Source organism: Niabella agricola (genome assembly GCF_021538615.1).
Taxonomy (GTDB): domain Bacteria; phylum Bacteroidota; class Bacteroidia; order Chitinophagales; family Chitinophagaceae; genus Niabella; species Niabella agricola.
Map to the genome: position 1 here is coordinate 2,519,664 of NZ_JAJHIZ010000003.1, position 24,097 is coordinate 2,543,760.

Genomic DNA, 24,097 nt, shown 5'->3' on the forward strand with positions numbered 1-24,097 from the left:
CTTTACTGGTCGTTGAGCGACCGGTAGATCATCAGTTGGTTGTTGGTTACTACCCGGTCTCCTTCTTTCAAACCTTCGGAGATGTACGTAACCGCACCGGTTTGTTGCAATATTTTTACTTCCCTTACTTTAAGATTGCTTTGAGAAAGGAACTGTACCACATAATTTTTATTGTTGTCGAAAATGACCGCCTTTGAAGGCACGGCAATAGCACTGCTGGTCTGCGTATTAAACACCTTTATGGTGGCCTTACTTTCCGGTATCAGCAGCCCCTGTACATTATCCAGCACCACCCTTGCCTGCATGGCATTGGTTTGAGGATCGATGATTTTAAAGATCTTATCGATTTTCCCATAGAACGTTTTATCGGGGTAGCTTAAGGTGGCGACTTCAGCCTTCATCCCTAACCCGATCTTATCAATATCGGCTTCATTCACGTTCACTATGGCCCACACGTTGGAGGTATTGGCCACATCAAAAATATTATCCGACCGGTCGCTTCGAAGCTGCATGTCTTTGTTAATATTCTTTTGAACAATATACCCGCTAATCGGTGCCACTACCGAATAAATATTTCCATTGCGGATATTATAAATGGTACCTACAGCTTCTGCTCTTTTTAACTGGTCGCGCGCCTTTGTAAGCTGACTCTGCGCTTCCAGCACTTCCTTTTCGGTACTCAGCTTTCCTTCATACATTTCCTGGGCTACGCGTAAATTGTTTTGTGCCACGGCCAGATCGGTTTTGGCATCACTGATATCCTTTTGCATGCCTGCCATTTCTGTACTGCGGATGGTGGCCAACACCTGGCCCTTATGCACAAAATCACCTAGCTCCACATTCACGCTGATCACATTGCCTCCCACCAGCGGATATACATCGATGTAATTATTCTTATCGGCCGAGATCTTCCCAAAGAAATTCATTTCTGTTTCGACGGGTTGGCTGTGTACCACTTCTGTTGTAGTGGAACGCATCATCACATCACTGAGCTCAAAACCTTTTATAATATTTTGCTGCTTCCCGTTTTCTTTTTGCCCGCAGGATATCAGCAGGATCATCACCAGTGCCGGCAATATCGGTACCCGATTCATTCTTAAAATATTTTTGATTGTGTTAAGCGATTCAATTCCTGTGCAGCGATCATGAGCTGCTTTTTCATTTCATATAATTGTAAGATGGTTTGCCGGTAGCTGTCCATAAAATCTGTAAAATCGATCAGGGTTACATTTCCCTTCCTGAAGTTGGCCATCATCCCCGTATGCACAGTCTGCAGATTTTGCAGGTCTTCTGCTTTAACCGCAGCATACTGATCATATTGGTTCTCCCAGGTCTGATAGGCCAGTTCCACCGAAGTTTCGAGATCCAGTTTCTTCATATCGCTGTTCGCCTGGCTTTCCTTTACCTGGTACTGCGCCTTTGTAACATTGCCTTTATTCCGCTTCCAGAGCGGGATGGGGATACCCACCGTAAGATTCACTTCGTTGCGGAAGGCGCCGCCCAGCTGATCCCATTCTCCACCCAGGGTAAGATCGGGCACATTCTGCGAACGCTGCCAGTTTACATTGATCTTACTGGCTTCAATATTCTTTAAGGAATAACGATAGCCGGCATTATGTTCCAAAGCCTGTTGTTTGATCGTTTCCAGGGGAATTAACGGGCGTTTGGCCAACAGAATGCTGTCTTCCGAATCGGTGATGGCGGTGTGAATATTTTCCTGCCACCCGGTAAATGTTTTTAACAATTGCTGTTGCTGGAGTATGGCATTGACGATCCCGATCTTATCATTGTTGAGCTGTACCACCATGGATTGCAACCGCACCTGCTCTTTAAGCGACGTATTGCCTTTTGCCGTCTGTACCTTAAAGGCCTCCAGTAAACCCGCCATATAGGTTAATTGTGTATTGATATCAATGAGTTTTTTTTCTTCGTAATGCAGGGTATAATAAGTCTCGTTCAGGCGAGCTTTTAATTCCGCCAGCAGCTGGTCAAATTCCAGCAGGGCCTGCTCCCGGTTGCTGCGGGCATACGCCACTTCATACTTCTTTTTCCCACCCAGGTACAGCAGCTGCTGAACAGACAGGCTGTTGGCCTTGCTTAAATCAAAAGCTTTATGGGCATCCGGATTATATAGATTGGTTTGAAAGCTTACCTGGGGCAGGTCCCAGATCTTTGCCTGTGCAATATCGGCATCTGCCTGGCTAACATTATATTGCTGCGCCAGGAGCGACAGGTTGTTTTTTATAAATGCGGTTTCACAATCTTCCAGGGTCCTTGGTTCCTGTCCAAAACCCGAAATAGCTGTTACCAATCCTGCAAAAACTAAAACAACCCTCATACATTACCCGTTTTAGGGCAAAATTGAATGATGGGTCTTAAAGCCGCCTTAAGTTTAGCTTAAAATCAGCTTAAAAATCGGGGGAGCCGCCAGCGGTTAGTTGTTCATTATAAGCTATACGCTAAGAACCGAACACGGATAGGTCATAGCTGGATAGCCGTAGCTACAAAGGCAACCGGATCTGGAAAATATTCTGATCGGGTGCAACCGGCAGATACAGGATCTGCCCTTTATGATAATCGATGATCCGCTTTACAATGGGCAGTCCAAGACCCGACCCTGCCAGGTGCTGGGCATTGCGGCCTCTCATAAACGGCTCGAAAAGCCGCTGCTGCTCTTCTTCCCGGAGCTGGGGGCCGTAACTGCATACATCTACTTCTATCCATTCTTCTGTTTCCCGGATGGCGACCACCACCTTTGAAGCAATGGAATACGCGGCTGCATTTTTCAGGAGATTGATAAATACAATTTCAAGCAATGAACGGATCCCGTTTATAAGCAGCACCGGTTCTTTTTCGTCCTGCGTAAGAATGGTAAAGTCCATCTTTAATTCGGGGTACTGGGTTAATACCTGTTCGTATGCATTAAAAATCACTTCATCGATACGCTCCGTTTCATAAATGCTGCTGATGTTCTCTTTATCGAATTTTGAAAGCAGCAGCAGGGATCTGACCAGGTCCGAAAGCTGGTGCACATCGTTAATGATATTGGTAATGGTTTGGCCTGTTTGTTCGGGGTGCCCTGTCAGGTATTTCAAATTTTCAAGCTGGAACGCAATACGGGTTAGCGGGGTACGGATCTCATGCGCGGCACTGGATGTAAAATCTTTTTGCGACTGGAACACATCATTGATCCGCCGCATTACGGTATTAAAGGAGCGGGCCAGTACGGTAATTTCATCATTGGTTCCTTTTTCAGGTACCGGCTCTGTAATATTATGCGCCGTAATATCCGTTATCTGTTGCGTTAACTGGTCCAGCGGGCTTAACAATTTCCGTACAAAGAAATAGCTGCTGAGCCATACCACGGTGGTACTGATCAAATAGGTAAGCAGCAGGATATAACCAAGAAAACGGAGTTTGGAGCGCCCGTTCACATCTTCCGCACTGGTGAGTATGTAAAACTTTTGATGATCAATGGTAACCAGTACACCAAAATATTCGGGCGTGGTATTTTCTACATAAATTTCATTTTTAAGATCCAGTTCTTTCAGCAGGTTGGCGTCCCAGGAAACGCTTTCATCCTTAACGGTACTGTACAGCAGTTTTTTATCCTGATTAAAGATAAGGATCTCTTCTTTGTACAAGCCATCGTCGGATTCGCTTAAGAACTGCGGAACACCTTTTATAAAGTCGGGGGTTTTCGCAATAAAATGCGCGGTCACCATCGACTTATCCTTGAGGTTTTGCCGGAATTCATCGCGCCTGAAATCATAAAAGGCGTAATAAATGATCACCATCAGTACGCCAAAAAGCAGTGAATAAGCAATGCTCCAGCTCAGCGCTATCCTTCTTTTTAATGTCATCTAAACTGGTTTCAGGTAGTAGCCAAAACCCGGACGGGTATGAATGAGCTTTACGTCGAACTGCCTGTCAATTTTTTTTCTTAAAAAATTTATATACACTTCGATGGTATTGTGCGTGGTCTGGAACTGGTTTTGCCAAACTTCATCCGAGATGTATTGTTTGGAAAGCGTTCTTCCGTTTGCCTTTGCCAGCAGTACCAGCAACTGGAACTCTTTTTGAGTGAGCTGTATTTCCTGTCCGCCCCTGAACACCTTATACTCGTCGGGATAAATTTCAAGATCTTCCACCACAATGCGGGAGCTGCTTTCCTTTTGCGCAGTACTGCGGAGCCGGGAATGAATACGCAGCAACAGTTCTTCCAGTACAAAAGGTTTTACCAGGTAATCATCTGCATTGCGCAGGAAGGCTTCTTTCTTTTCCAGGATATCATCATAGGCCGATATGATGATGATGGGCGTTCCGGCGTCCTGCTCGCGTATTTTTTTACAAACATCCAGCCCATTGACCAACGGCACGTTGATATCGAGGATATAAACATCGAATTTTTCCCCGAATGCCCGTTCCAGAAAGGTTCGCCCATCTGCCGCCGCCACACAGTCGATGGCATGGGTGTTGAGATAGAATAAGATCTCCGACGACAAAACGCTGTCATCTTCCAGTAAAAAAGCTTTCATACCTGATCAATGAAGATACAAAGATCGATGATAATTGCAGAAAAACGGTCATAAACCGGATAATAGCGGTTGTGCCGGGATATAGGCAGCTTCCGGCTATGCTAAAAAAAGATCCTTTTCCGGAACCATTGGATGATGCCTGGAAAAGGATCGCTGTAAAAATCAACCCTCTTAAATACTGCGCTGAATGCCCAGTTCCAGACCTCTTAACTCCGCCAATCCTCTCAATCGTCCAATAGCTGAATAACCCGGATAAGTGGTTTTCTTCAGGTCGTCCAGCATCTGATGCCCATGATCCGGACGCATATGAATGGATACACCCCTGCGGCGCATGGTCTTTACGATTTCCTTTACAACGGCATACATATCTACATCGCCATCAAGGTGGTCGGCCTCAAAAAAATTGCCGGACTCATCTCTTTTTGTGCTGCGCAAATGCAGGAAATGGATATGATCGCCCAGGCGCTCCACCATTCCGGCCAGGTCATTATCCGCACGCACACCGTATGAACCGGTGCAAAAGCAAAGTCCATTGGCCGGAGACGGTGCGGCGTTAATGAGTTCCCGCGCATCGGCTTCCGTACTTACAATCCGGGGCAATCCCAGGATGGGGAAGGGTGGGTCATCCGGGTGAATGGCCATTTTTAACCCTGCCGCTTCCGCTACCGGAACCACCTGCTGCAGAAAATAGAATAAATGTTGTTTTAATTTTTGTGCATCAATAGCTTCATAGGTCTTTAACGCCTTCAGGATTTCTTCTTCCGTAAAACGCTCCTCACTCCCGGGCAAACCCAACAGCGTGTTGCGGTACAGGGTTTCTTTATCTGCCTCACTTAATTTTTCGAGGCAGTTTTTTGCGCTTTCCAGCTCAGCGGCTGTATAATCGATTTCAGCTCCGGGGCGTTTCAGCAGGAATACATCAAACGCAATGAATGCGGCTTTTTCAAAACGGAGCGCTTTGCTTCCGTCTGCAACCGTATAGTTAATATCAGTGCGCATCCAATCCAGTATCGGCATAAAGTTGTAAGTGACCACCTTTAACCCACAAGCTGCTACATTCCTGAGGCTTTGCTTATAGTTTTCGATATATTGCTCAAAACTGCCGCTTTGTTTTTTTATGTCTTCATGTACCGGCAGACTTTCAATCACCTCCCAGGTGAGCCCGGCCATTTCTACTTCCTGCCTCCGCTTATTGATCTCATCAATCTCCCACACGGCTCCAACAGGTATGTGATGAAGGGCTGTAACCACGCCGGTACAACCGGATTGTTTTATATCACTTAAACTAACAGGATCATTGGGGCCATACCAGCGCATCGTATGGATCATGGCATTTTGCGTTTGTTTCATGCTCTTTTATCGTTTAGAAATACTGATTCGCCCAAAAATAAGCGATTTATAAATGTGCAGGCGCACTACTTTTCCGGGTAATGATACGGGTTGACAGTACTTGTTTGGTAAAACGGGTCACGGGCCGCTTGCTTTCTATATCACCAAGCAGTAATTTGGCAGCCACACTACCCATTTCCACAGATGGCTGATAAATCACGGAGAGGGCCGGATCCAGCAATTCGGAGTTGTTAAAGTTCGAGAACCCCATTAGCCCTATCTCTTCCGGGATCCGCACCTGTTTTTGTTTCAGAATGCGGAGCGTTTTTAAAGATAGCGTATCCGATAAAGTCAGTAATGCATCCGGCCGGTTCTCCATATCCAGCAATGAGGTGATCACTTTTTCAATCTCCCGGTCGTCTGAACCTCCGGCTGCACAAAACTGCACCCACTTTCCGTCCTGTTCCAGTCCCAGCTCTTCAAACGCCTTCATGCATCCTTCTATGCGCTCTTTGGATATGGAAAGATTTTTATTGTTAGCGATCAGCGCAATTTTTTTGTATCCATTCTTTGCCAGGTGGCGAACAGCGTCGTAAGCGCCGGTAAAATTATCAGCCGTTACTTTATGTGTTTCTATGTGTTCCGCTATACGGTCTATAAAAACAATTGGAACGCCCCGCTCAATCATTTCTTCAAACAGCGAATAATCGGTGGTACCTGCCGCCAGTGAAACAATGAGTCCATCGATCGACCGGGAAGTCAGGTCGTTTACGATCATCTGCTCCCGCTCTGCCGAATCTTTACTTTGAGTAATAATTACATTATACCCTTTTTCATTGGCAACCGACTCGATACCGGCAATGACCTGGCTGAAATAGCTATTGGCAATATCTGAAACAATAACCCCGATCGACCGGGATTTACCCTTACGCAGGCTCAATGCAGCAAGATTGGGCCGGTATTTATTTTCATCGGCATAATCCCGTACTTTCTTTTTTGTTTCCTCGCTGATTTCATAACTGTCACGCAATGCCCTTGAAACCGTGGAGGCAGATAGTCCAAGTGCCCTGGCGATGTCCTTTATTGTGATGGCATTGAGTTTCATATATCCATATCTTAAACGGTAAGCGAATATACTCTATTTATACAATCGCTGCCGGCAACGATTGCGTAAATACCGGCCTACAGGGCAGATGATCAATTCGAAAATAATCCTACCTTGTAACCGTTACGGTTGGCCCCGGCGCCCGGTGTTCCTGAGGCTCAGCATCCGGAGCATTTGAGTCGATATATGAAAAAAGAGCTTTTTATACGCTGTATTAGGGACCGCCTGTATGATCATCGTTTCCCTTTGGTTTTTTTAACGCTGGTTCCCCAAAATTGTTGAGTATATGCATCGCCTGCTGACGCTTATTCTTTCTATCACTGTGTTCTATGGCTCCGCCCAGGAAACCGGCGTTTCAAACAGCGGGCGAGCCCTTGCTTTTCCGGGTGCGGAGGGCTTCGGAAAATATACCCGCGGCGGAAGGGGCGGCCGTGTGTATATCGTTACTCATTTAAATGATGAAGGCGAAGGAAGCTTTCGAAAAGCAGTAAGTTCAGATGAGCCCCGCATCATTGTATTCGGGGTTTCGGGCACCATCCACTTAAAAAGCAGACTGAATATAAAAGGCAACAAAACCATTGCGGGGCAAACAGCACCTGGTGGCGGCATTTGCCTGGCAGACCAGCCGGTTGTTTTGGCAGGCGATCATATCATCATCCGGTTCCTGCGCTTCCGGATGGGCGACCGCTATCAAAATAAGGGCATGGTGAACGGAGGCGGTGGCGACGACGCCTTTGGTGGGGCGGGTCGCAACAATATCATCATCGACCACTGCAGCATGAGCTGGAGCACCGACGAAGTTTGCTCCGTTTACCGGGGCGACAGTACCACCCTGCAATGGAACATGCTGTTTGAGCCGCTTAATTATTCCTATCACTTTGAAGAAGGCGATCGCGACTTTGAGCATCATGGCTACGGCGGTATTTGGGGTGGCGCGCATTTCAGTGCGCATCATAATCTTTTTGCCCACTGTAACAGCCGCAATCCGCGGTTCAATGGTGTGCGGCTGGGCGCTGTTTCGGAGCTGGCCGACTTTCAAAATAATGTAATCTACAACTGGGGTGGTAATAATATTTATGGTGGAGAGGGCGGATTTTATAATATTGTAAACAATTATTTCAAATACGGGCCTGCCACCAGGGCTTCCGTACGCTACCGGATTGTAAATCCCTATAAGGAAGAAAAAAAGCAGATTCCATTTGGGCAATACTATGTAACCGGAAACTATGTAGACGGGGCGCCGGATGTAACCGCTAACAACTATAAAGGTATTCATATGGGCAACAACGGAACGGAGGCGGATAAACAAAAAGCCATTGCAACCCGGCCCTTCCATGCTATTACGCTGCCGGTTCAATCTGCAGCGGAGGCCTATACCGCCGTACTGAACCAGACCGGAGCCATTTTACCGGAAAGAGATACGCTGGACCAACGCATCATTAACGACGTCAGGAACCGGACAGGAGCGCTTATTGATGTGCAGGGCCATTACCCACATGGCGCTCTTTATGAAGCAACCGTAACAGCCTGGCCCGTTCTAAAACAGGTGCCACCGCCGGTGGATACCGACCTGGACGGTATACCGGACGACTGGGAAGAGGCGCATGCTTTGAATCCTAACAACAGGCAGGATGCTACTGCTTTTACACTGGATGCCCGTTATTCAAATATTGAAATATACATTAACAGTCTTGTAAACGATAGATGATGAAAAAAACCTGGACCGGTATTTTACTAGTGTTTCTTTCAGCCTTTGCACCAGTTGCTGAGAAAAAAACCAAGATCTTCCTGGCTGGCGATTCAACCATGGCTATAAAAGATCAGAAAGCCTTCCCGGAAACCGGATGGGGCATGCCGTTTGTTTATTTTTGGGATACCTCCGTAATAGTGGTAAATAAGGCAAAAAACGGAAGAAGTACTTCTTCGTTCAAAAAAGAGGGCCTCTGGCAATCAATCATTGCGGAAGCAGGAGCCGGAGACTATGTATTGATCCAGTTTGGACATAACGATGAAGTGCCTACAAAAAAAACCTACACCCCCGAGCCGGAATTCAAAAGCAACCTGTTGCAGTTTATTAACGAAACAAGAAGTAAGGGCGCGGTTCCGGTGCTGATTACGCCTGTTGGCCGGAGAAAATTTGATACCGCCGGAATGGTAACCGAAACACATGCCGTTTATTCCGGTATTGTTAGAGAAGTGGCAAAAGTTGCGCACACCCCCTTCATTGATCTTGATCGGGAAAGCCAGCAATTATACCAGCAATTAGGCGAAGGTCCTTCGCGGTTGTTATTTATGCATCTTTTACCGGGTGAGCATCCGCATTACCCGGCGGGGAAAACAGATGATACACATTTTACAGAACTAGGGGCGCGGAAAGTTGCGGAACTGGTGTTGTTTGCCATCCGTAAACAACTACCCGAGCTGGCCCGCCACATTTATCAACCGGCTACTCCATAAGCCAGGTAGTTCATCTTTGCTATATTCATGGTAGTTGTAGTACCGCAATTTACATTGCTCAATAAAACGCAGGCGATAACCCAAAGGCTTATTCTCCTTTTTTTACCAACACCATCCTCGACCGGTCGGCGGTATAGATCGTATCGTAAAAAGCCGCCATTTTTTTATAGTCCCCCGCGGGAAAACGGCCGCTGTTACGCTCATACCTGCGGGTCATCCAGATCGTATCTGCCTTTAACTCAAACCGGATCTCATACACACCAAAAGCATTTTCCACGCTTACCGATTTCGGCATGGATTCTACCATATAGCCCTGCGGTATCCGGATCGAAACACTGTCTGCCGTTTTAAAACCATAGGGATATATGATTTCCTCTTTCCGCTGCTCTTCATCCGGAAGTTTGCGGTTATTGCCCGTTAATACATTTGGCGCAATAAACAGGCGCTTCCCCGTAATGGTTGCATAGTTCTTTGATACCAGCTGTACTTTTTCAGTGACAACCGGTACCGCACTGCTCCCGGCTTCCCGGTAAGCAAATGCATTGATTTCGTAGTTGGGAAGCGAAAAATGATTGCGTAATCTTTTTTGCTGCTCTTCATCCGACAACCCATACATTACACCATGGAGGTCGTCCTGCAGCAGTCCTGTGCAGCGGGTTACAACTGTTGCATCCAATGTACCGGTCGCATCCAGCCGGGCATCAATCACCCGGAACTGTGTATTTTCCGCCTGACTATACGCGGGTGTTCTTACCAGCCTGCTGCCCGCATCGTCAATCAGCAAAGCCTCCCGGTCGCCGGTAAAGTTTCCCATATAACCGGGTGAAACGGTTTGGCTGGTACACTCCAGCCATATGGAATCCCGGGTGCCGGGTACGCAAACCACCACATGATTAAACTGATTGGAGGGGAAGTCACTTACAATATCTTTATCATCGGCTCCTGCGCTGATCAATACAGAATGTGCTTTGATACCTGCCTCTTTTAGCAGTGCCACCATATAATTCGACAATGCTTTACAATCTCCATATTTTTTTTCGGCAACATAGGTGGCATCCAGCGGCTGCCATCCTCCGATGCCCAGCTGAATGCTGATATAACGCGCGTTTCGCTGCATATACCGGTACAGCGTATCAACCTTCTCCCGATCGTTTTTTAACCCTGCCGTCAGCTCTCGCACTTTTGTTTTTATACCCGCAGGCAATACATCGCGTCCGGCATAAAGGGTGGTCATAAATTTTCCAAATTGCTGCCAGGTATCCATATTTCCTTTATACCCCCCGATCTCAAAATCAGACGGTGCCATCAGCACCCGGGTCACCAGCTGGTTCCATTCCGGGGCAAAGGGTTCCTCTTCCCGGGCGGGCACCGGGCCCAGTTGCCAGGAAAGAAGTTTTGTAGATTTCAGATCCTTCACCTGCGGCATGCCCGTATAATGAAACATTTTATAACGCAGGTTATAGTCCCTGGGAGCTTCTACACTAAGCCGGCTGCTTTCTACTGCAATCTTTGGCCCGCTTTGTGGCATCCACTCCGGAAAATAAAACAGTCCGTTCAGCTCCATCACCATATCATATTCGATCGTATAGGGGTATTGTTTGTAATAAAAGTTATGATACTTGTACCGTCCGTCTGTGATCAGACTGGAGCCATCCGATCCGCTTTCATCCTGAATGTCTTTTTTCTTTACCGACCGCAGCTTCTTTCCTTCCGCATTATAAAGTGTGCCGGAAATATCGTCGATCAGCCGAAATTTATCATACCCTACAACCAGGGCAGCATATGCATCCGCTGCCTCATTGAGAATGGTATATACATAGTGCCGGCGGTAAATGGCTTTACCGGTATTCCGCACTTCTATGATGGTTTCATCAAGGCGCTTCACCAGGTCAGCTTTTTTTTGCAGGGCTTCCGGTATCGCACTTGCAGGATATTCGGCTTTTGCCCATACAGACAATACCATCGCTGTAAGCAAAACAAAAACCTTCTTAAAAAATTCCTTCATTACTGTTTAATTTTTTTTAATACCACTTGCTCGCTGTGCTTTCTGGCAATATGTCCAAAAAAATCGCGCAAGGTCTGATAATCCTCCGCCTGAAAAACAGCCTTCCGGATGTCGATCTTACTCTGAAGCATCAGGCGCCCACCTGAGGAGCTGACAATATATTCGAACATGCCCTCGTTTTCGTTGAGCATCACCCTGGTTGATTTGGGCAATTCTTCTACTTCATAGCCCTTTGGTAATTCCATGTTTAGCACAAAGATCTGATACATGGTAAACGGCATTTCTACCGGGTATTTCCGTTCGGCCGAGGTAAAGGGGTTGGTTTTTACCGCTTCCCCGAACATCGGGTTCAGATAAATCATATCTTCTCCGCCGGTGTCGAAGCTCATTTTATATCGCACGGTAACCGGATAGTCTAACTTTTTCAATGAATCGATCTGCGTATCAAAGAATTTCATCGGGAAGGAATAGGATTTTTCCGTCTCTTTAAAGTAGGCATCCATATCCTTGGTTGCCAGCTGATCCCTGATTTGGTACGATTCAAAATGCCCGACGGTGCTGCTGAAAGAACCTTCCATTCCTTTGCCATCTTCCTTGTTCATCAGGAACAGCAGTGTTGTTTTTTGTTCGCGTAATGAGTCCGCCTCAAAGTTTACATTCCTCGGTGCGGCGCTTACCACAAAACCCGGGCCGTTAAAACATTCAATTGGCAATCTTCCAAAGCCCAAACGGGGCCTTGTAGCGTCGAGGTAATAGGATTTTCCATCTACCCGGGCAGCACAGATAACATAATTATACCGATCCAGCAACGGATAAAACGGGTTGGCCCAGCCATGGCTCCGGGTACTTAATAATACGGGATCAGCTGTAATGGCCCGCTGTTTCAGCATAGCAATGAGCAGCATATTGATTTCTGCGGCCGTTCCGCTTTTTTTCCTGTACACATCTTTTAGAGTGGTTTGCTCGGAAATATAAAACCCGTTTGACTGGGTGGTTGTAAAATGATCCCTTACGTAGGTATACACTGCCTGTACCGCCTCCAGGTTGCCGGCTCCTGCAGGTACTATATCTTTTACCACATCTCCCAGCCAGTAATTGGGCCTTGTGATCTCCGCTCCAAAATTTTCATGTTTTAACAGCTGCTCGCTGGCGGTGGCCCAGTTGCCCATTATATCCTTGGGCGGCATATTTGGAAAACGGTACTGCGAAAGCTGGAAGTCGATCTTTGAATTATGGTTGTGAAGCGAAGAAGTGAACGGCTCTTCTTTTAATGCCGGCACATCCGCTGCCGACCAGGTATTTTGCGTTTCATAGCCCGAAAGCGAATAGTGCTCCGTAGCCTGGGTTCCGCTCGATTCCGATACCGACCAGCTTTTAAAGACGTCCTTTTTCGTATTTTTCAGAGGCACGTACCCCTGCGACAAAAATACATACTGGAAGAATTCGGGAATATAAACAGTATATTGGGTAAACAGCCGCGGATATGCTCCTTGAAATTCCCAGGGCCGGAGATTGAATAAAAATTCCGATTCAATCGTATACGTATATTCCAAAATTGAGCCTTCCCTCAGATTGGGAAAAGTGAATTTCCGTGAAGTCCAGCGACGGCTCTGTTTTTCTTTAAAAATATTTGCCGCTTCCAGTCTGGTTTGCTGTACGGAGCCGTTTTCCAGGTTATAGGTAATCCCCTTTATGTCGGTCAGCTTTTCTTCCCCATCGGGAGAGACATACAGGTCGATGGACACATTACCGGCATCAAAGCCCTTCTTATCCAGGATTTTGATTCTTGTCGTACGTTTATGGATCAGCGAAAACCACCCTTTATTATTGCCTTCGATCCGGGAACTGCCTACATCGGCCAGTACCACCGCACTGGTGTTGGAGTCTACTACAGGCGATCGAAGCGTAAAATCAGCGGCCGTAACCTTACCAAATTTAAGATTGGCCCCCTCCTGGGCATTGGCGATCTGGCATAAAAAGCATATCAAAAACAGCAGTACGGAAAATAACGTCGTTCTCATAATAGTTAAATACAGTAACAAATATATAGGCTCTGTTAAAACTGGAAAAATTTTTAACGGGATAAAACGATCGCCGGAGCGGCCGCGTGCATCAGGAGTGATCTCCTGACCGCTCATCCTCTGCAAAGAGTATTTTCAGTTTAAGTTATTTATATATTTGAAATTTCCCTGCTTCATTGCAGTTTGCCGGGCCATATTTTTTTGATAGGCCGGGCCGTTTTTGCCGCGCCGGGAAACAGCAAGGTCTAATCGGGCGCAAAAAAAACGGGGCAAAGCCCCGGTTTCTCAATGTTCATACGGAGGGTATTAAAAATAGTAATAGCCTGTGTTGATTAATTGATCAGCAATGCGGCGCCGCGCCTCCTTGCTGTTAAAGGGCTGTGCTTTGGTAAACCGCTTCAATCCCATCAGGATCATGCGCTGCTCGTCGCCTTCGGCAAACCCGTTGATGGCATCCTTGCCTGCTTTATTGATCTTGTCGGCCGCATCGTACAGGTATATCCGGGTCATGTCTGCATAGGCGGCCGCTGCGGCTTCACCGTTGGTTGCTGCGGTCTTCATGGTACGCAGCAGCATGCTTTCTGCATGGAATACATCCATGGCCATGTCGGCAATGTTCATCAGGATCTCCTGTTCACCTTCGATCTTCATCATTAATTTTTGTGCGGCAGCACCGGCTACCATCAGGATTGCCTTTTTAAGATTGGCGATCAGTTTCCGTTCTTCCGCAAACGGCGTTTCGTCTTCCCCACCAAAGTCCGGGATGCTCATCAGTTCTTTTTGCACTTCCATGGCCGGCCCCATCAGGTTCAGCCTTCCCTGCATGGCACGTTTCAGTGTCATATCCAGGATCAGCAGCCGGTTGATTTCATTGGTACCTTCATAAATCCTGTTGATCCGGCTATCGCGGTAAGCCCTGGAAATATTGTATTCTGAACTAAACCCGTTTCCACCGTGGATCTGTACCCCCTCATCTACCACAAAGTCCAGCAGCTCGCTTCCAAAAACCTTTAACATGGCACATTCAATAGCATATTCTTCTGCTGCACCCAGTAAGGCTTCATTAAAAGGTTTGCCTTCTGCCAGCAACTTTTTTTCAAACGCATCAATCCATTTAGCCGTACGGTACAGCGCCGATTCGGCAGTAAACATGCCAATGGCCATTTCCGCTATTTTATGCTTGATGGCCCCGAAATTACTGATGGGTTGTTTGAACTGTTCCCGCGTTTTTGCATATTCCAGCGATGTATTAAAGGCCTTGCGTGCCCCGCCCAGCGCTGCTGCACAAAGCTTCAGGCGCCCTATGTTTAATATATTAAAGGCAATCTTATGTCCTTTACCAATCTCCCCCAGTACGTTCTCAACAGGTACTTTCGCATCCTGGAAATATAATTGTACAGTAGAAGAGCCTTTGATGCCCATTTTCTGTTCCTCCGGTCCCTGGGTAAACCCTTCCATGCCACGCTCTACAATAAAGCCGGTAAATTTATCGCCGTCCACTTTGGCAAAAACGGTATATACATCTGCAAAGCCCCCATTGGTGATCCAGCATTTCTGTCCGTTCAGTAAATAATATTTCCCATCATCACTTAGTTTGGCCGTGGTTTTCGCGCTTAGGGCATCGCTTCCGCTATTGGGTTCAGTAAGCCCATAGGCGCCGGTCCACTCACCGGTGATCAGCTTTGGAATATATTTTTGCTTTTGTTCCGGGTTTCCAAAATATAAAATGGGCAGGGTGCCGATGCCCGTATGCGCCGCAATGGCCACAGAAAACGAATGCCCTGCACCCAGGTATTCATTAATGATGGTGGAGGTTACAAAATCTTTCCCCAACCCACCGTATTCCTCGGGGAATGAGGTGGCCAGCAGTCCCTGTTCTCCGGCTTTTTGCACCAGCGATTTCATCAGCCCCGGTTCCATACTGTCAATACGGTCCAGGTTGGGCCACACCTCCGCTTCCAGGAACTGGTTGCACAAATCCCGGATCATTAACTGCTCTTCATCAAACTCGTTGGCAATAAATGTTGCGGCCGGGTCCTGTTCTTTTATCAGCCATTCCGCGCCTTTAGTGATCGTTTCGTTGTTTACAGCAGCATCCATTGTTTTTGTTTTTTAAGTTTTTTAATACTTGGGGCTTTCACCGTTCGTGCATTGCCCCGGCATCGTTCCGCACCTTCCAGGCCAGGTGCCTTCCGGTACTGCCGCCCTCCGGGGCGCCGCCATTCAGGGTTGCGGCAACCCATCGGCTGTGGAATAAGGACCAGCTTTCCGGCTCATATTGAAAGCGCACCGCCAACAGCTTATAGCTGATGAACGACAGCGCTCTACCTTAAATTTTCGTACACAACTTTCAGTACTTCTTTACAAACTTCTATTTTATCCTGACTTACGCCTGCAAGTGCTTCTTCTACGGTTTCCTCTGCAAAACCGTAACAGGTATCCTGCATTTCCTTCGCTCTTTCCGTAAGATAAATCATATTCTTCCGGCGATCGGCCCGCGAAGGAATTCGTTTTACCATTCCTGCTTTCTCAAGGTTGTCTACCAAGCGGGTCATGCTGGGTTTATCCCGGAACGTAGCCTTGCAAAGATCCTGCTGACTAATGCCATCCTCCTTCCATAAATGGTACAGCACACTCCATTGTTCAATGGTCAGACTTAAATCCGCCTGATTGAACTTTTTCTGCAACCTCCGGGCAATAGCCGTACTGGCCACACTGGTAATGAAGCTGTACAATTCACTTTTTTTAAATTGGTTGTTTGGCATATAGTTGTTTTAACAACTAACCAAAGTTAGTTTATTTTTTTATCACTCCAACATTTGGGAATTGATTCTGCTCAATAAACCAAATAAAAGAACGGCGGCATCAAAAGTCCGTTTCCCGGGGGGAATAAAACTTTTGATACCGCCTTTGTCTTCCAGGTTCGGGAAGAACTCGTAAATATGAAAGGTTAACTACCGGTTTCGATGGCCTGGTTTTCTTTCAATGAAAGAGCGGCCCGGTGTAATATTAATTGTTCCTGGTTTTTGTTAAAACTCACCTCAACCCAACCGGCGTAGGTCCGGCCATTACGGGTGATCCGAAATGGAATAAACCGGTGATCCGCTGTTGTCCAGTCGCCCCGCCAGAATACCTGATCATTTTCGTTGGTTACCCGCTCCGTAAGTAATGCGGCAACCCCTTCCGCCCAATGATACCCATTGAAATCCTGTACACTGACCTGCTGTTTTGGGGACATTACCGGGATGCGGTCATCTGTATTTACCGGCAGCCGGGTTGTGGAGTAAACCTGAACCCGCCATTGCTGCTTATCTTCCTTGTTGATCGGATCTCCCACCAGTGCCGTTCTAAAAGCCAGGTCTTCCGTTCCGTTTGCATCTGCATCAACCGAACCTTTCTGACCAAACGCTACCGTCCGGTTATGCAGATCGGTATATTGTATGGTGGCGTCCGGAAGTTCCGGTACAGGAGGATCCTTTTTTTTATTACAACTGCCGGCTATTGCGATGGCAGAAAGGCAGTACAGGATAATACGCATTGTTTTTTTTCAAAAGTATTGAACCGGCAGGCGCCGCCGCCCTGTACATGTAATGAATTGCTGTTTTTTTGTGACGAAATCGCTTTTTTAATCCTGTATTGCGGGGCCCGCCAGTGAAAAACACCGAAATTGCAATATTACCGGAAAGTTTCAAACCGGCACATCTGGAACAGAAATACATTTTATACAGGCAATCGGTCATTAGTTATGGCGTTAGCGGCACCGGCGCTCAACCGGTGGTCTGTTTCCACGGCTTCAATGAATCGGCGCAGGCATTTTCAGTTCTTAAAAACAACACCAACCGGTTTACCATCCTGGCCATTGATGCGCCGTTTCATGGAAATACCCGCTGGAGGGAAGGGTGCCGTTTTACGCCGGACCAGCTTCATGAAATCCTGCAACTGGTGTTGACCGCGGAGTCTTTTGCTGCCACAACGCCGCTCATCCTGGTGGGATTTAGCCTGGGCGGGCGCATCTGTTTATCCTACTACCAGCAATATCCCCAAAACGTTCAACAGTTGCTGTTACTGGCCCCGGATGGTCTGGAAATGAGTTTCTGGTACTGGTGCTCTGCACATACGATGATAGGTAATCGTCTTTTTGCATTTACGATGAAACACCCGTGGTGGCTGATAAAATTTGCGGGCATCCTGAATAAAGCCGGAGTGATCAATGCCGGGGTCAAAAAGTTTACCATTCATTATCTCCACCGGCCGCAGGTACGTCAAATGCTGTATACCACCTGGACAGCCTTTCGCTTTTTTAAACCCGATATTGCACAGATAAAAAAAATAATTGCCCGCAGACAAACATCCGTGCAGCTTTATTTTGGAAAATACGATAGTGTGATCCCTGCGAGGCGCGGTTTTCAGTTTATAAAAAACATCGAACCGTTTGCCCAAACCTATGTACTGGAAACGGGCCACCGGCTGTTGCAGGACAAAACAGTGCACCGGGTTCTTGATTTACTTTAATTTTAATCCTAAATGTCGCTATTAGAAAATTGTTAAATCATCTTATCCTGCTTTATTTAAAAATACGAATCATTTAGTTTTCCACTTCAAAACAAACCAGGCATATGGCCCGACTATCTGCACTTATAAGCACCGCAATACTCCTGTCCTCTTCACTGATCTGTTTACGGGTATTTTCCCAAACACCTTCCCGCTGCTTTTATAAAACAGTAAAAAAAAATAAACAGCATTATATAGAATGTATCAACAACATGATAAAGGTTTACAAAATGGGTGTATATGTTGATAAGGCGGGAACAGGACCTGCAGTTATCTTCATTGATACGCTTTATCCAACCTCAGACCATGTATTCAAAAGCCGGCAATATTTACTGGATACCAGTGTTGGCGGCTATTTCCTGCAAACCGGTAAAAATGAAAAATTACCCATAAAAAAAGTAGCGACCACCGGCGAAGCCGATTCTATTTTAAATCATGCCTATTTTCTGAAAAGTTATTTTGCGCTTTCACACAGCCTGAATAGCTGCTTTCCCTTATACCATTATACATTTAGAAACGGGTACGTTGCCTGGAACAGCGTTCCCGGAAAAAACCAGGACCATTATGCGTTTATAAGCAGAACGGATAAAGCCGTCAAAAATATCGAAGACAGCACCGCCCGGGAACAAACCCGGTTTTCAAATACAACAAACTTTATCCTTCGCAATGCCGAAACAATTCCTTATACAATACTTATCGATAGTTTAAAAACCTTGCCTGCTGAATACCCCTCTTCAAGCAGGTATTTTAGTGAAGTTGTTTATCAGGTAGCCCTGGTACAACCTCACTATTTTTTTAATATCCTGCAGGACTTCTATGCAAAAAAGGAGCTTATGTTTGCTGCAGTAGCATACGACAAAAAGCTGGTAAGACTACTCCGGCAAACACCCGGCACATCAACAATGAAAAAAGCTTTTTTTAAAGAATACCGGCAGGATAAATTGGCTACTTATAAGGTCATAGGGCTCTATACAGCCATTACAATCGGGTTAATCCTTTTATTGTGAGGCGGAACAATACCCGGCATAAGATGTCTTCATGCTGCTGGCCATCACCGCTGCACATTTTCAACCCGGAACCGTTAGCTTTGCTGTTTCATGTGGTTCACCGGCATTTTATGTTTCTTGTTTGTTATTTACACATTTCTGATCCTGTTTTATACAAAAAGCTGGAAACAGATCCCCTTGCAAACCCTGGAGCCCGATGATGCAACTCCCGGTCATCCGGTTACCTTTTCAGTTATCATTCCCGCCAGGAATGAAGCCCCCAATATCCTACACCTGCTGGAATCGATAAAACAACAGGCATATCCCTTTCATCTTTTTGAAGTAATCGTTGTAGATGATCATTCGGAAGACGATACAGCGGCCCTCGTAGCACAGTTCCGCGCCGCCAACAATGCAACGTTTTTGATCAACCTTATCCGGCTCACCGGCGGAGCACTGAACTCCTATAAGAAAAAAGCCATTGAAACCGGGATAGCCGCAGCGCAGAACAAATGGATCGTTTGTACCGATGCCGACTGTATGGTTCCGGCCGGCTGGCTGCAGGCGTTTGCACAGACAATTCATAAAACGGACCCGGTATTTATTGCGGCGCCCGTTGCATTTCTAGAAGAAAAAACGGTGGTGAATGTATTCCAGGACCTGGATTTCCTGACATTGCAGGGAATTACGGGTGCTTCTGTTTATAAAAATATACATACCATGTGCAATGGCGCCAACCTGGCTTACCGGAAGGATGTATTTGCGGAGGTGGACGGATTCAGGGGCATTGACACTATTGCCTCCGGAGATGATATGCTGCTGATGCACAAAATATGGAAACGGTATCCACATCGCATTGCCTATCTTAAGTCCCGGCAAGCGATTGTTAAAACTGCGGCCGCGTCCAGCTGGAAGGCATTCATCAATCAACGCATCCGTTGGGCCAGCAAGGCCACCAGTTATGACGACAAGCGCATCTTTGCCGTGTTGTTGCTGGTATATCTTTTTAACCTTTCGTTTTTGGTCTTGTTCTTTGCGGGTTTTGTAAACAGCACCAGCCTGTATCTACTGCTTACCTTTTGGATCTTAAAAACCGTTATCGAATATCCTTTTATTAAAAGCGTAGCACAGTTCTTTGGCAAGGGATCGCGATTAAAATATTTTTTTCTGTTCCAGCCGCTACATATCGGGTACACGATACTTGCAGGGTTCCTGGGAAGTTTTGGCCGGTATGAGTGGAAGGGACGCCAGGTAAAATAATCCGGTTACAGATCGGTTTTTTCTTACATTTGAAACGCATGCAATTATTCTCCATATTCCGCCAGCCTGCCTGGAAACGACTCAAAAAAAATAAAGGAGCCCTGGCGGGTTTATGCGTGATTCTTTTTTCCATCTTCGTAGCAATCTTCTGTTATTTCCTGGCAGAAGATGCGTCTCCCAATGCCAACCGCATTATTCTTGAGATCGGGGGTGCCAAGCCCGGGAGGAAGCAAACTTTTTTAAAAGTAATAAAAGAACAGCAGCCAGATTTTTCCGGCCTGGTACAGCAGCTGCTGAATGGCCGGCCGGACCAGGCGGATTATATTCCCATTACCAGTTACCGGTATACATCCGACAGCGTTTTCGTTGATAAATATATTGATGAAGGCGTTACAGAGCAGGTGCATTTTGCAAAAGCACAACTGGCCCAAACACCCATTGTGACAAAAACGTTCTGGCTGGGAACCGACAGTTACGGGCGGGATATCCTCAGCAGGCTTATTGTGGGCACGAGGGTGAGTCTTAGTGTAGGGATGATTACTGTGCTGATCTCTATCAGCATCGGATTGATCCTTGGTTCGCTTGCCGGGTTTTACAGGGGCAGGATCGACGAAGCCATTATGTGGTTCATCAATGTGATCTGGAGCATCCCTACATTACTATTGGTTTTTGCCATTACATTGGCGTTGGGCAAAGGCTTCTGGCAGGTATTTATTGCTGTGGGATTAACGATGTGGGTGAACGTGGCGCGGCTTGTGAGGGGGCAGGTGCTGGCGGTAAGAGAACTGGAATATATTGAAGCCACTAAGGCGCTTGGATTTAAAAATGCGCGGATCATTGCGGGGCATATATGGCCCAATATTATGGGACCCGTATTGGTGATTGCAGCGGCCAACTTTGCGTCGGCCATTGTTATTGAAGCCGGGCTCAGCTTCCTGGGTGTTGGTGTACAACCGCCTCAACCCAGCTGGGGACTAATGATCAAGGAAAACTATAATTTCATTATTACTCAAAACCCCATGCTGGCGCTGGCCCCGGGATTTGCTATCATGATCCTTGTGCTGGCGTTTAATCTTTTTGGAAACGGTTTACGAGATGCACTCAACGTAAGAGGAAAACTGTAAGGTCGTCAGCATGCGCGCCATTACACAACGCGTTGCTATTGCATCCCCATTGAAATTGGACACAACCATCGCATCAACTAAAAGGCCTAAACGACCCTAGTCCAGCACTTTTACATTTCTGGCAAAGCTTTCCTCAAGAGAGATCAGCGTTTCAGTTCTTTCGATGCCTTTGATCTTTTGCAGTTTCTCGTGCAGTACGTTCCGCAACTCGCTGATGTCCTTACAAATGATCTCTGCAAACATGCTATAGTTTCCGGTCGTATAATTGAGCCGTACCACTTCCTTTAACTTATACAATTCCTTGGCTACAGAATCATAAAGAGAACTTTCTTTCAGATAAATGCCGATAAAAGCGATTACATCATACCCTAATAGTTTCAGGTCTGTATTTAATTTCGTACCTTTCACTATGCCGTCTTTCTGCAGTTTTTTTATGCGCACATGTATGGTACCGCCTGATACAAAAAGCTTTTTACCGAGGTCGGCATAAGAGATCTCTGCATCCTCCATCATGTGCTGGATGATCTGCAAATCGAGTTTGTCCAGATTCAATTTATTGTTCATTTAGGCAATGTTGATTTCAAATAATTTAACAATCATTGCAAATATTTAAACATTTTCTATATTTTCAAAATTTTTATTGAATTATTTGGAATGAACAGGGAAGATTCTCTATTTTTGTTCTATCAAACGCTGAAACAGCGGGTTCTTTTACACTGTGGGGTGATGAAATTTTTGGCAGACATGCCCTCTTGTCTCGGGGGTGAGGAGTCCAGGATAAACACAGCATAGAGCCGGTTCCGATTTCGGTTGGGACCGACCGGGGTTGACCACCACGGAATTTGTGTTGCGGCTAACTGCCTCGTGGAGGTTCGAGCCCTCCCCCTACAGCTTTTAAAAAGTCTTACAAGCAATATTGTAAGACTTTTTTATTGGCGGTAATTGTATGCTTACCGTTTATATAGTACCCCAAGCAGCAATCAATTTGCAGATACTATATTTACTTTTTACAGCTCCTTTCAATCATTTGGTTTCAACTGATATAGATCGGCAGGATTGTAATCCATCTGCCGCGCAAACCTCTTATTTCATATATGCTTTGCTGAATAACAGTTAATTGCATGATGTTTTCATCTTTTAGTGATTCACCTGTTTTCAACATCAACTTACGCCATTTTATTATACCGAAAAACCGAAACACATGCAGGAACCAGGCCCGTTGCCCGCGGTATCAGCCAGATGATCCCCGGCCACAAAAAATGGTTTCATCTCCCCAAAATTACCGGTATCCTGCCTCCTTCATTTTAGTTATCTTTGCCCGCTATGCAGGATTTGATTCAAAAATTAGACGCTTATAAACAGGAAATTGCCGCTTTCTCCGGCTCCGGCGAACAGGCTGCGGAAGCATTCCGCATTCAATGGCTCGGTTCCAAAGGCCGGGTAAAAGAAGCAATGGCTGAAATGAAACATGTACCCGTAGAACAAAAGAAGGAAGCGGGGCAGCTGCTGAATGAATTTAAACTATTTGCTGAGCAGAAGTATGCCGAACTGAAAGAAACAGCCGGTGCCGGCGCAGCAGATCAGTCCCGGCCGGATCTTTCCCTGCCGGGCGATGCCGTTCCCCTGGGCAGCCGTCATCCTATTTCCCTGATGCGTCATAAGATCATTTCCATTTTTCAGCGACTCGGATTTGCCGTAGCTGAAGGCCCCGAGATCGAAGATGACTGGCACAACTTTACCGCCCTGAATATGCCGGCACACCACCCTGCGCGCGACATGCAGGATACTTTTTATGTAGATGCCGGTGAAAATACCGCGGTTGACTGGCTGCTGCGTACCCATACCAGCAATACCCAGATCCGGGAGATGGAAAAAGGAAAACTTCCGATCCGCGTAATCTGCCCGGGAAGGGTATACCGGAATGAAACCATCAGCGCGCGCAGCCATTGCTTTTTTCACCAGGTAGAAGGATTGTATATTGACGAGAATGTATCTTTTGCTGATCTGAAGCAAACCCTTTATTTCTTCGTACGCGAAATGTATGGTAAAGATGTACGGGTGCGGTTCCGCCCCTCTTATTTTCCCTTTACCGAGCCCAGCGCCGAAATGGATGTCAGCTGCTTTATTTGCGGGGGCAAAGGATGTAATATTTGTAAAAAAACGGGATGGGTGGAAATCCTAGGTTGTGGTATGGTGCATCCCAACGTATTGCGGAACTGTAATATCGATCCCGAAAAATACACGGGCTTCGCCTTTGGTATGGGTGTAGAACGGCCTGCAATGTTAAAATACGGCATCAACGATATCCGCCTGTTCAGTGAAAACGATGTGCGTTTTCTAAAACAGTTTACGGCCGCAACGTAATAGGCATTGCCCCGCATCTTTTAAGAAAACCGGTGGGTACAACCATCCGTGATACTTATTTTTGATAACTATTATATAGAACTCATAACAATGGAAAAAGAACAACTGAAACAGCAGGTAAAAGAACAGATTATTAAGTTTTTAAACCTGAATAATGTAAAACCTGAAGATATCAAGGATGAAGAGCCCTTGTTTGGAGAAGGCCTCGGACTGGACTCCATTGATTCCATTGAACTGATCGTGATGCTTTCCCGTGAATATGGTATTAATATCCAGGACCCCAAAGAAGGAAGGAAAATCTTAACTACCGTTAATACAATGGTGGATTATATCGAACAGCATCGTACAAAATAAAAT

The 24,097-nt window shown here is 46.3% G+C and carries 21 protein-coding genes; 8 read left to right on the top strand and 13 right to left on the bottom strand.

What is annotated here, in order from left to right; translation table 11 throughout:
• Positions 1 to 2: 2 nt before the first annotated feature.
• The 6 genes from LL912_RS15990 to LL912_RS16015 all read right to left on the bottom strand — a co-directional run bounded on the left by LL912_RS15990 (position 3) and on the right by LL912_RS16015 (position 6,972).
• Positions 3 to 1,094: an efflux RND transporter periplasmic adaptor subunit gene (locus tag LL912_RS15990; RefSeq protein WP_235554584.1), complete on the bottom strand. Its 1,092-nt coding sequence runs from the start codon at positions 1,092 to 1,094 to the stop codon at positions 3 to 5.
• A gap of 2 nt (positions 1,095 to 1,096) precedes the next feature.
• Complete coding sequence (locus LL912_RS15995) at positions 1,097 to 2,338, bottom strand: TolC family protein (protein WP_235554585.1); 1,242 nt, start codon at positions 2,336 to 2,338, stop codon at positions 1,097 to 1,099.
• A gap of 163 nt (positions 2,339 to 2,501) precedes the next feature.
• Positions 2,502 to 3,863 (bottom strand): sensor histidine kinase, encoded by a 1,362-nt coding sequence (locus LL912_RS16000; protein ID WP_235554586.1) that lies wholly within the window; start codon positions 3,861 to 3,863, stop codon positions 2,502 to 2,504.
• Complete coding sequence (locus LL912_RS16005) at positions 3,864 to 4,538, bottom strand: response regulator transcription factor (RefSeq protein WP_235554587.1); 675 nt, start codon at positions 4,536 to 4,538, stop codon at positions 3,864 to 3,866.
• Between the two features lie 171 nt (positions 4,539 to 4,709).
• Complete coding sequence (uxuA, locus tag LL912_RS16010; RefSeq protein ID WP_235554588.1) at positions 4,710 to 5,888, bottom strand: mannonate dehydratase; 1,179 nt, start codon at positions 5,886 to 5,888, stop codon at positions 4,710 to 4,712.
• A 46-nt stretch (positions 5,889 to 5,934) separates the two neighbouring features.
• On the bottom strand, positions 5,935 to 6,972 hold the full coding sequence (locus LL912_RS16015; RefSeq protein WP_235554589.1) for a LacI family DNA-binding transcriptional regulator: 1,038 nt from the start codon (positions 6,970 to 6,972) through the stop codon (positions 5,935 to 5,937).
• Between the two features lie 286 nt (positions 6,973 to 7,258).
• Here LL912_RS16015 and LL912_RS16020 point away from each other — a divergent pair, with 286 nt between their 5' ends.
• Complete coding sequence (locus LL912_RS16020) at positions 7,259 to 8,680, top strand: pectate lyase family protein (protein ID WP_235554590.1); 1,422 nt, start codon at positions 7,259 to 7,261, stop codon at positions 8,678 to 8,680.
• Positions 8,680 to 9,429 (top strand): rhamnogalacturonan acetylesterase, encoded by a 750-nt coding sequence (locus tag LL912_RS16025; protein WP_235554591.1) that lies wholly within the window; start codon positions 8,680 to 8,682, stop codon positions 9,427 to 9,429. The genes LL912_RS16020 and LL912_RS16025 overlap by 1 nt, the downstream gene beginning before the upstream one ends.
• A gap of 88 nt (positions 9,430 to 9,517) precedes the next feature.
• Here the strand turns inward: LL912_RS16025 and LL912_RS16030 are convergent, their stop codons facing one another.
• From LL912_RS16030 to LL912_RS16055, 6 genes are all read right to left on the bottom strand, one after another.
• Positions 9,518 to 11,434, bottom strand: coding sequence for a DUF3857 domain-containing transglutaminase family protein (locus LL912_RS16030; protein WP_235554592.1), 1,917 nt, complete (start codon positions 11,432 to 11,434; stop codon positions 9,518 to 9,520).
• Positions 11,434 to 13,455 (bottom strand): DUF3857 domain-containing protein, encoded by a 2,022-nt coding sequence (locus tag LL912_RS16035; protein ID WP_235554593.1) that lies wholly within the window; start codon positions 13,453 to 13,455, stop codon positions 11,434 to 11,436. The genes LL912_RS16030 and LL912_RS16035 overlap by 1 nt, the downstream gene beginning before the upstream one ends.
• A 306-nt stretch (positions 13,456 to 13,761) precedes the next feature.
• Entirely contained in the window at positions 13,762 to 15,555 is a 1,794-nt protein-coding gene (locus LL912_RS16040) for an acyl-CoA dehydrogenase family protein (RefSeq protein ID WP_235554594.1), read from the bottom strand.
• Positions 15,556 to 15,592: 37 nt separating this feature from the next.
• The gene (locus LL912_RS16045; RefSeq protein WP_235554595.1) at positions 15,593 to 15,745 is read right to left on the bottom strand and encodes a hypothetical protein; all 153 of its coding nucleotides are present in this window, start codon (positions 15,743 to 15,745) and stop codon (positions 15,593 to 15,595) included.
• A gap of 34 nt (positions 15,746 to 15,779) precedes the next feature.
• Positions 15,780 to 16,220 (bottom strand): MarR family winged helix-turn-helix transcriptional regulator, encoded by a 441-nt coding sequence (locus LL912_RS16050; RefSeq protein ID WP_235554596.1) that lies wholly within the window; start codon positions 16,218 to 16,220, stop codon positions 15,780 to 15,782.
• Positions 16,221 to 16,405: 185 nt separating this feature from the next.
• Positions 16,406 to 16,993, bottom strand: coding sequence for a hypothetical protein (locus tag LL912_RS16055; protein ID WP_235554597.1), 588 nt, complete (start codon positions 16,991 to 16,993; stop codon positions 16,406 to 16,408).
• A 113-nt stretch (positions 16,994 to 17,106) separates the two neighbouring features.
• On the opposite strand from LL912_RS16055, the gene LL912_RS16060 reads away from it, so the two are divergent.
• The 4 genes from LL912_RS16060 to LL912_RS16075 all read left to right on the top strand — a co-directional run bounded on the left by LL912_RS16060 (position 17,107) and on the right by LL912_RS16075 (position 21,376).
• Positions 17,107 to 17,967 (top strand): alpha/beta hydrolase, encoded by an 861-nt coding sequence (locus LL912_RS16060; RefSeq protein ID WP_235554598.1) that lies wholly within the window; start codon positions 17,107 to 17,109, stop codon positions 17,965 to 17,967.
• Positions 17,968 to 18,236: 269 nt separating this feature from the next.
• Positions 18,237 to 19,013, top strand: coding sequence for a hypothetical protein (locus LL912_RS16065; protein ID WP_235554599.1), 777 nt, complete (start codon positions 18,237 to 18,239; stop codon positions 19,011 to 19,013).
• Between the two features lie 117 nt (positions 19,014 to 19,130).
• The gene (locus LL912_RS16070) at positions 19,131 to 20,252 is read left to right on the top strand and encodes a glycosyltransferase (RefSeq protein WP_235554600.1); all 1,122 of its coding nucleotides are present in this window, start codon (positions 19,131 to 19,133) and stop codon (positions 20,250 to 20,252) included.
• Positions 20,253 to 20,290: 38 nt separating this feature from the next.
• Positions 20,291 to 21,376 carry an ABC transporter permease gene (locus LL912_RS16075; protein WP_235554601.1) on the top strand — a complete coding sequence of 362 codons (1,086 nt, stop codon included), beginning with the start codon at positions 20,291 to 20,293 and terminating at the stop codon, positions 21,374 to 21,376.
• 96 nt (positions 21,377 to 21,472) lie between these two features.
• Here LL912_RS16075 and LL912_RS16080 read toward each other — a convergent pair whose 3' ends face one another.
• On the bottom strand, positions 21,473 to 21,940 hold the full coding sequence (locus LL912_RS16080) for an Lrp/AsnC ligand binding domain-containing protein (protein ID WP_231006952.1): 468 nt from the start codon (positions 21,938 to 21,940) through the stop codon (positions 21,473 to 21,475).
• 759 nt (positions 21,941 to 22,699) lie between these two features.
• On the opposite strand from LL912_RS16080, the gene pheS reads away from it, so the two are divergent.
• Together pheS and LL912_RS16090 are read left to right on the top strand one after the other, a co-directional pair.
• Positions 22,700 to 23,740 (top strand): phenylalanine--tRNA ligase subunit alpha, encoded by a 1,041-nt coding sequence (gene pheS / locus LL912_RS16085; RefSeq protein ID WP_235554602.1) that lies wholly within the window; start codon positions 22,700 to 22,702, stop codon positions 23,738 to 23,740.
• Between the two features lie 90 nt (positions 23,741 to 23,830).
• Positions 23,831 to 24,094 carry a phosphopantetheine-binding protein gene (locus LL912_RS16090; protein ID WP_090392273.1) on the top strand — a complete coding sequence of 88 codons (264 nt, stop codon included), beginning with the start codon at positions 23,831 to 23,833 and terminating at the stop codon, positions 24,092 to 24,094.
• Positions 24,095 to 24,097 lie beyond the last annotated feature (3 nt).

Coding starts and splice junctions, on each gene's coding strand:
- LL912_RS15990 (WP_235554584.1), bottom strand. CDS start 1,094: ATGAATCGGGTACCGATATTGCCGGCACTGGTGATGATCCTGCTGATA.
- LL912_RS15995 (WP_235554585.1), bottom strand. CDS start 2,338: ATGAGGGTTGTTTTAGTTTTTGCAGGATTGGTAACAGCTATTTCGGGT.
- LL912_RS16000 (WP_235554586.1), bottom strand. CDS start 3,863: ATGACATTAAAAAGAAGGATAGCGCTGAGCTGGAGCATTGCTTATTCA.
- LL912_RS16005 (WP_235554587.1), bottom strand. CDS start 4,538: ATGAAAGCTTTTTTACTGGAAGATGACAGCGTTTTGTCGTCGGAGATC.
- uxuA (WP_235554588.1), bottom strand. CDS start 5,888: ATGAAACAAACGCAAAATGCCATGATCCATACGATGCGCTGGTATGGC.
- LL912_RS16015 (WP_235554589.1), bottom strand. CDS start 6,972: ATGAAACTCAATGCCATCACAATAAAGGACATCGCCAGGGCACTTGGA.
- LL912_RS16020 (WP_235554590.1), top strand. CDS start 7,259: ATGCATCGCCTGCTGACGCTTATTCTTTCTATCACTGTGTTCTATGGC.
- LL912_RS16025 (WP_235554591.1), top strand. CDS start 8,680: ATGAAAAAAACCTGGACCGGTATTTTACTAGTGTTTCTTTCAGCCTTT.
- LL912_RS16030 (WP_235554592.1), bottom strand. CDS start 11,434: ATGAAGGAATTTTTTAAGAAGGTTTTTGTTTTGCTTACAGCGATGGTA.
- LL912_RS16035 (WP_235554593.1), bottom strand. CDS start 13,455: ATGAGAACGACGTTATTTTCCGTACTGCTGTTTTTGATATGCTTTTTA.
- LL912_RS16040 (WP_235554594.1), bottom strand. CDS start 15,555: ATGGATGCTGCTGTAAACAACGAAACGATCACTAAAGGCGCGGAATGG.
- LL912_RS16050 (WP_235554596.1), bottom strand. CDS start 16,220: ATGCCAAACAACCAATTTAAAAAAAGTGAATTGTACAGCTTCATTACC.
- LL912_RS16055 (WP_235554597.1), bottom strand. CDS start 16,993: ATGCGTATTATCCTGTACTGCCTTTCTGCCATCGCAATAGCCGGCAGT.
- LL912_RS16065 (WP_235554599.1), top strand. CDS start 18,237: ATGGGTGTATATGTTGATAAGGCGGGAACAGGACCTGCAGTTATCTTC.
- LL912_RS16075 (WP_235554601.1), top strand. CDS start 20,291: ATGCAATTATTCTCCATATTCCGCCAGCCTGCCTGGAAACGACTCAAA.
- LL912_RS16080 (WP_231006952.1), bottom strand. CDS start 21,940: ATGAACAATAAATTGAATCTGGACAAACTCGATTTGCAGATCATCCAG.
- pheS (WP_235554602.1), top strand. CDS start 22,700: ATGCAGGATTTGATTCAAAAATTAGACGCTTATAAACAGGAAATTGCC.
- LL912_RS16090 (WP_090392273.1), top strand. CDS start 23,831: ATGGAAAAAGAACAACTGAAACAGCAGGTAAAAGAACAGATTATTAAG.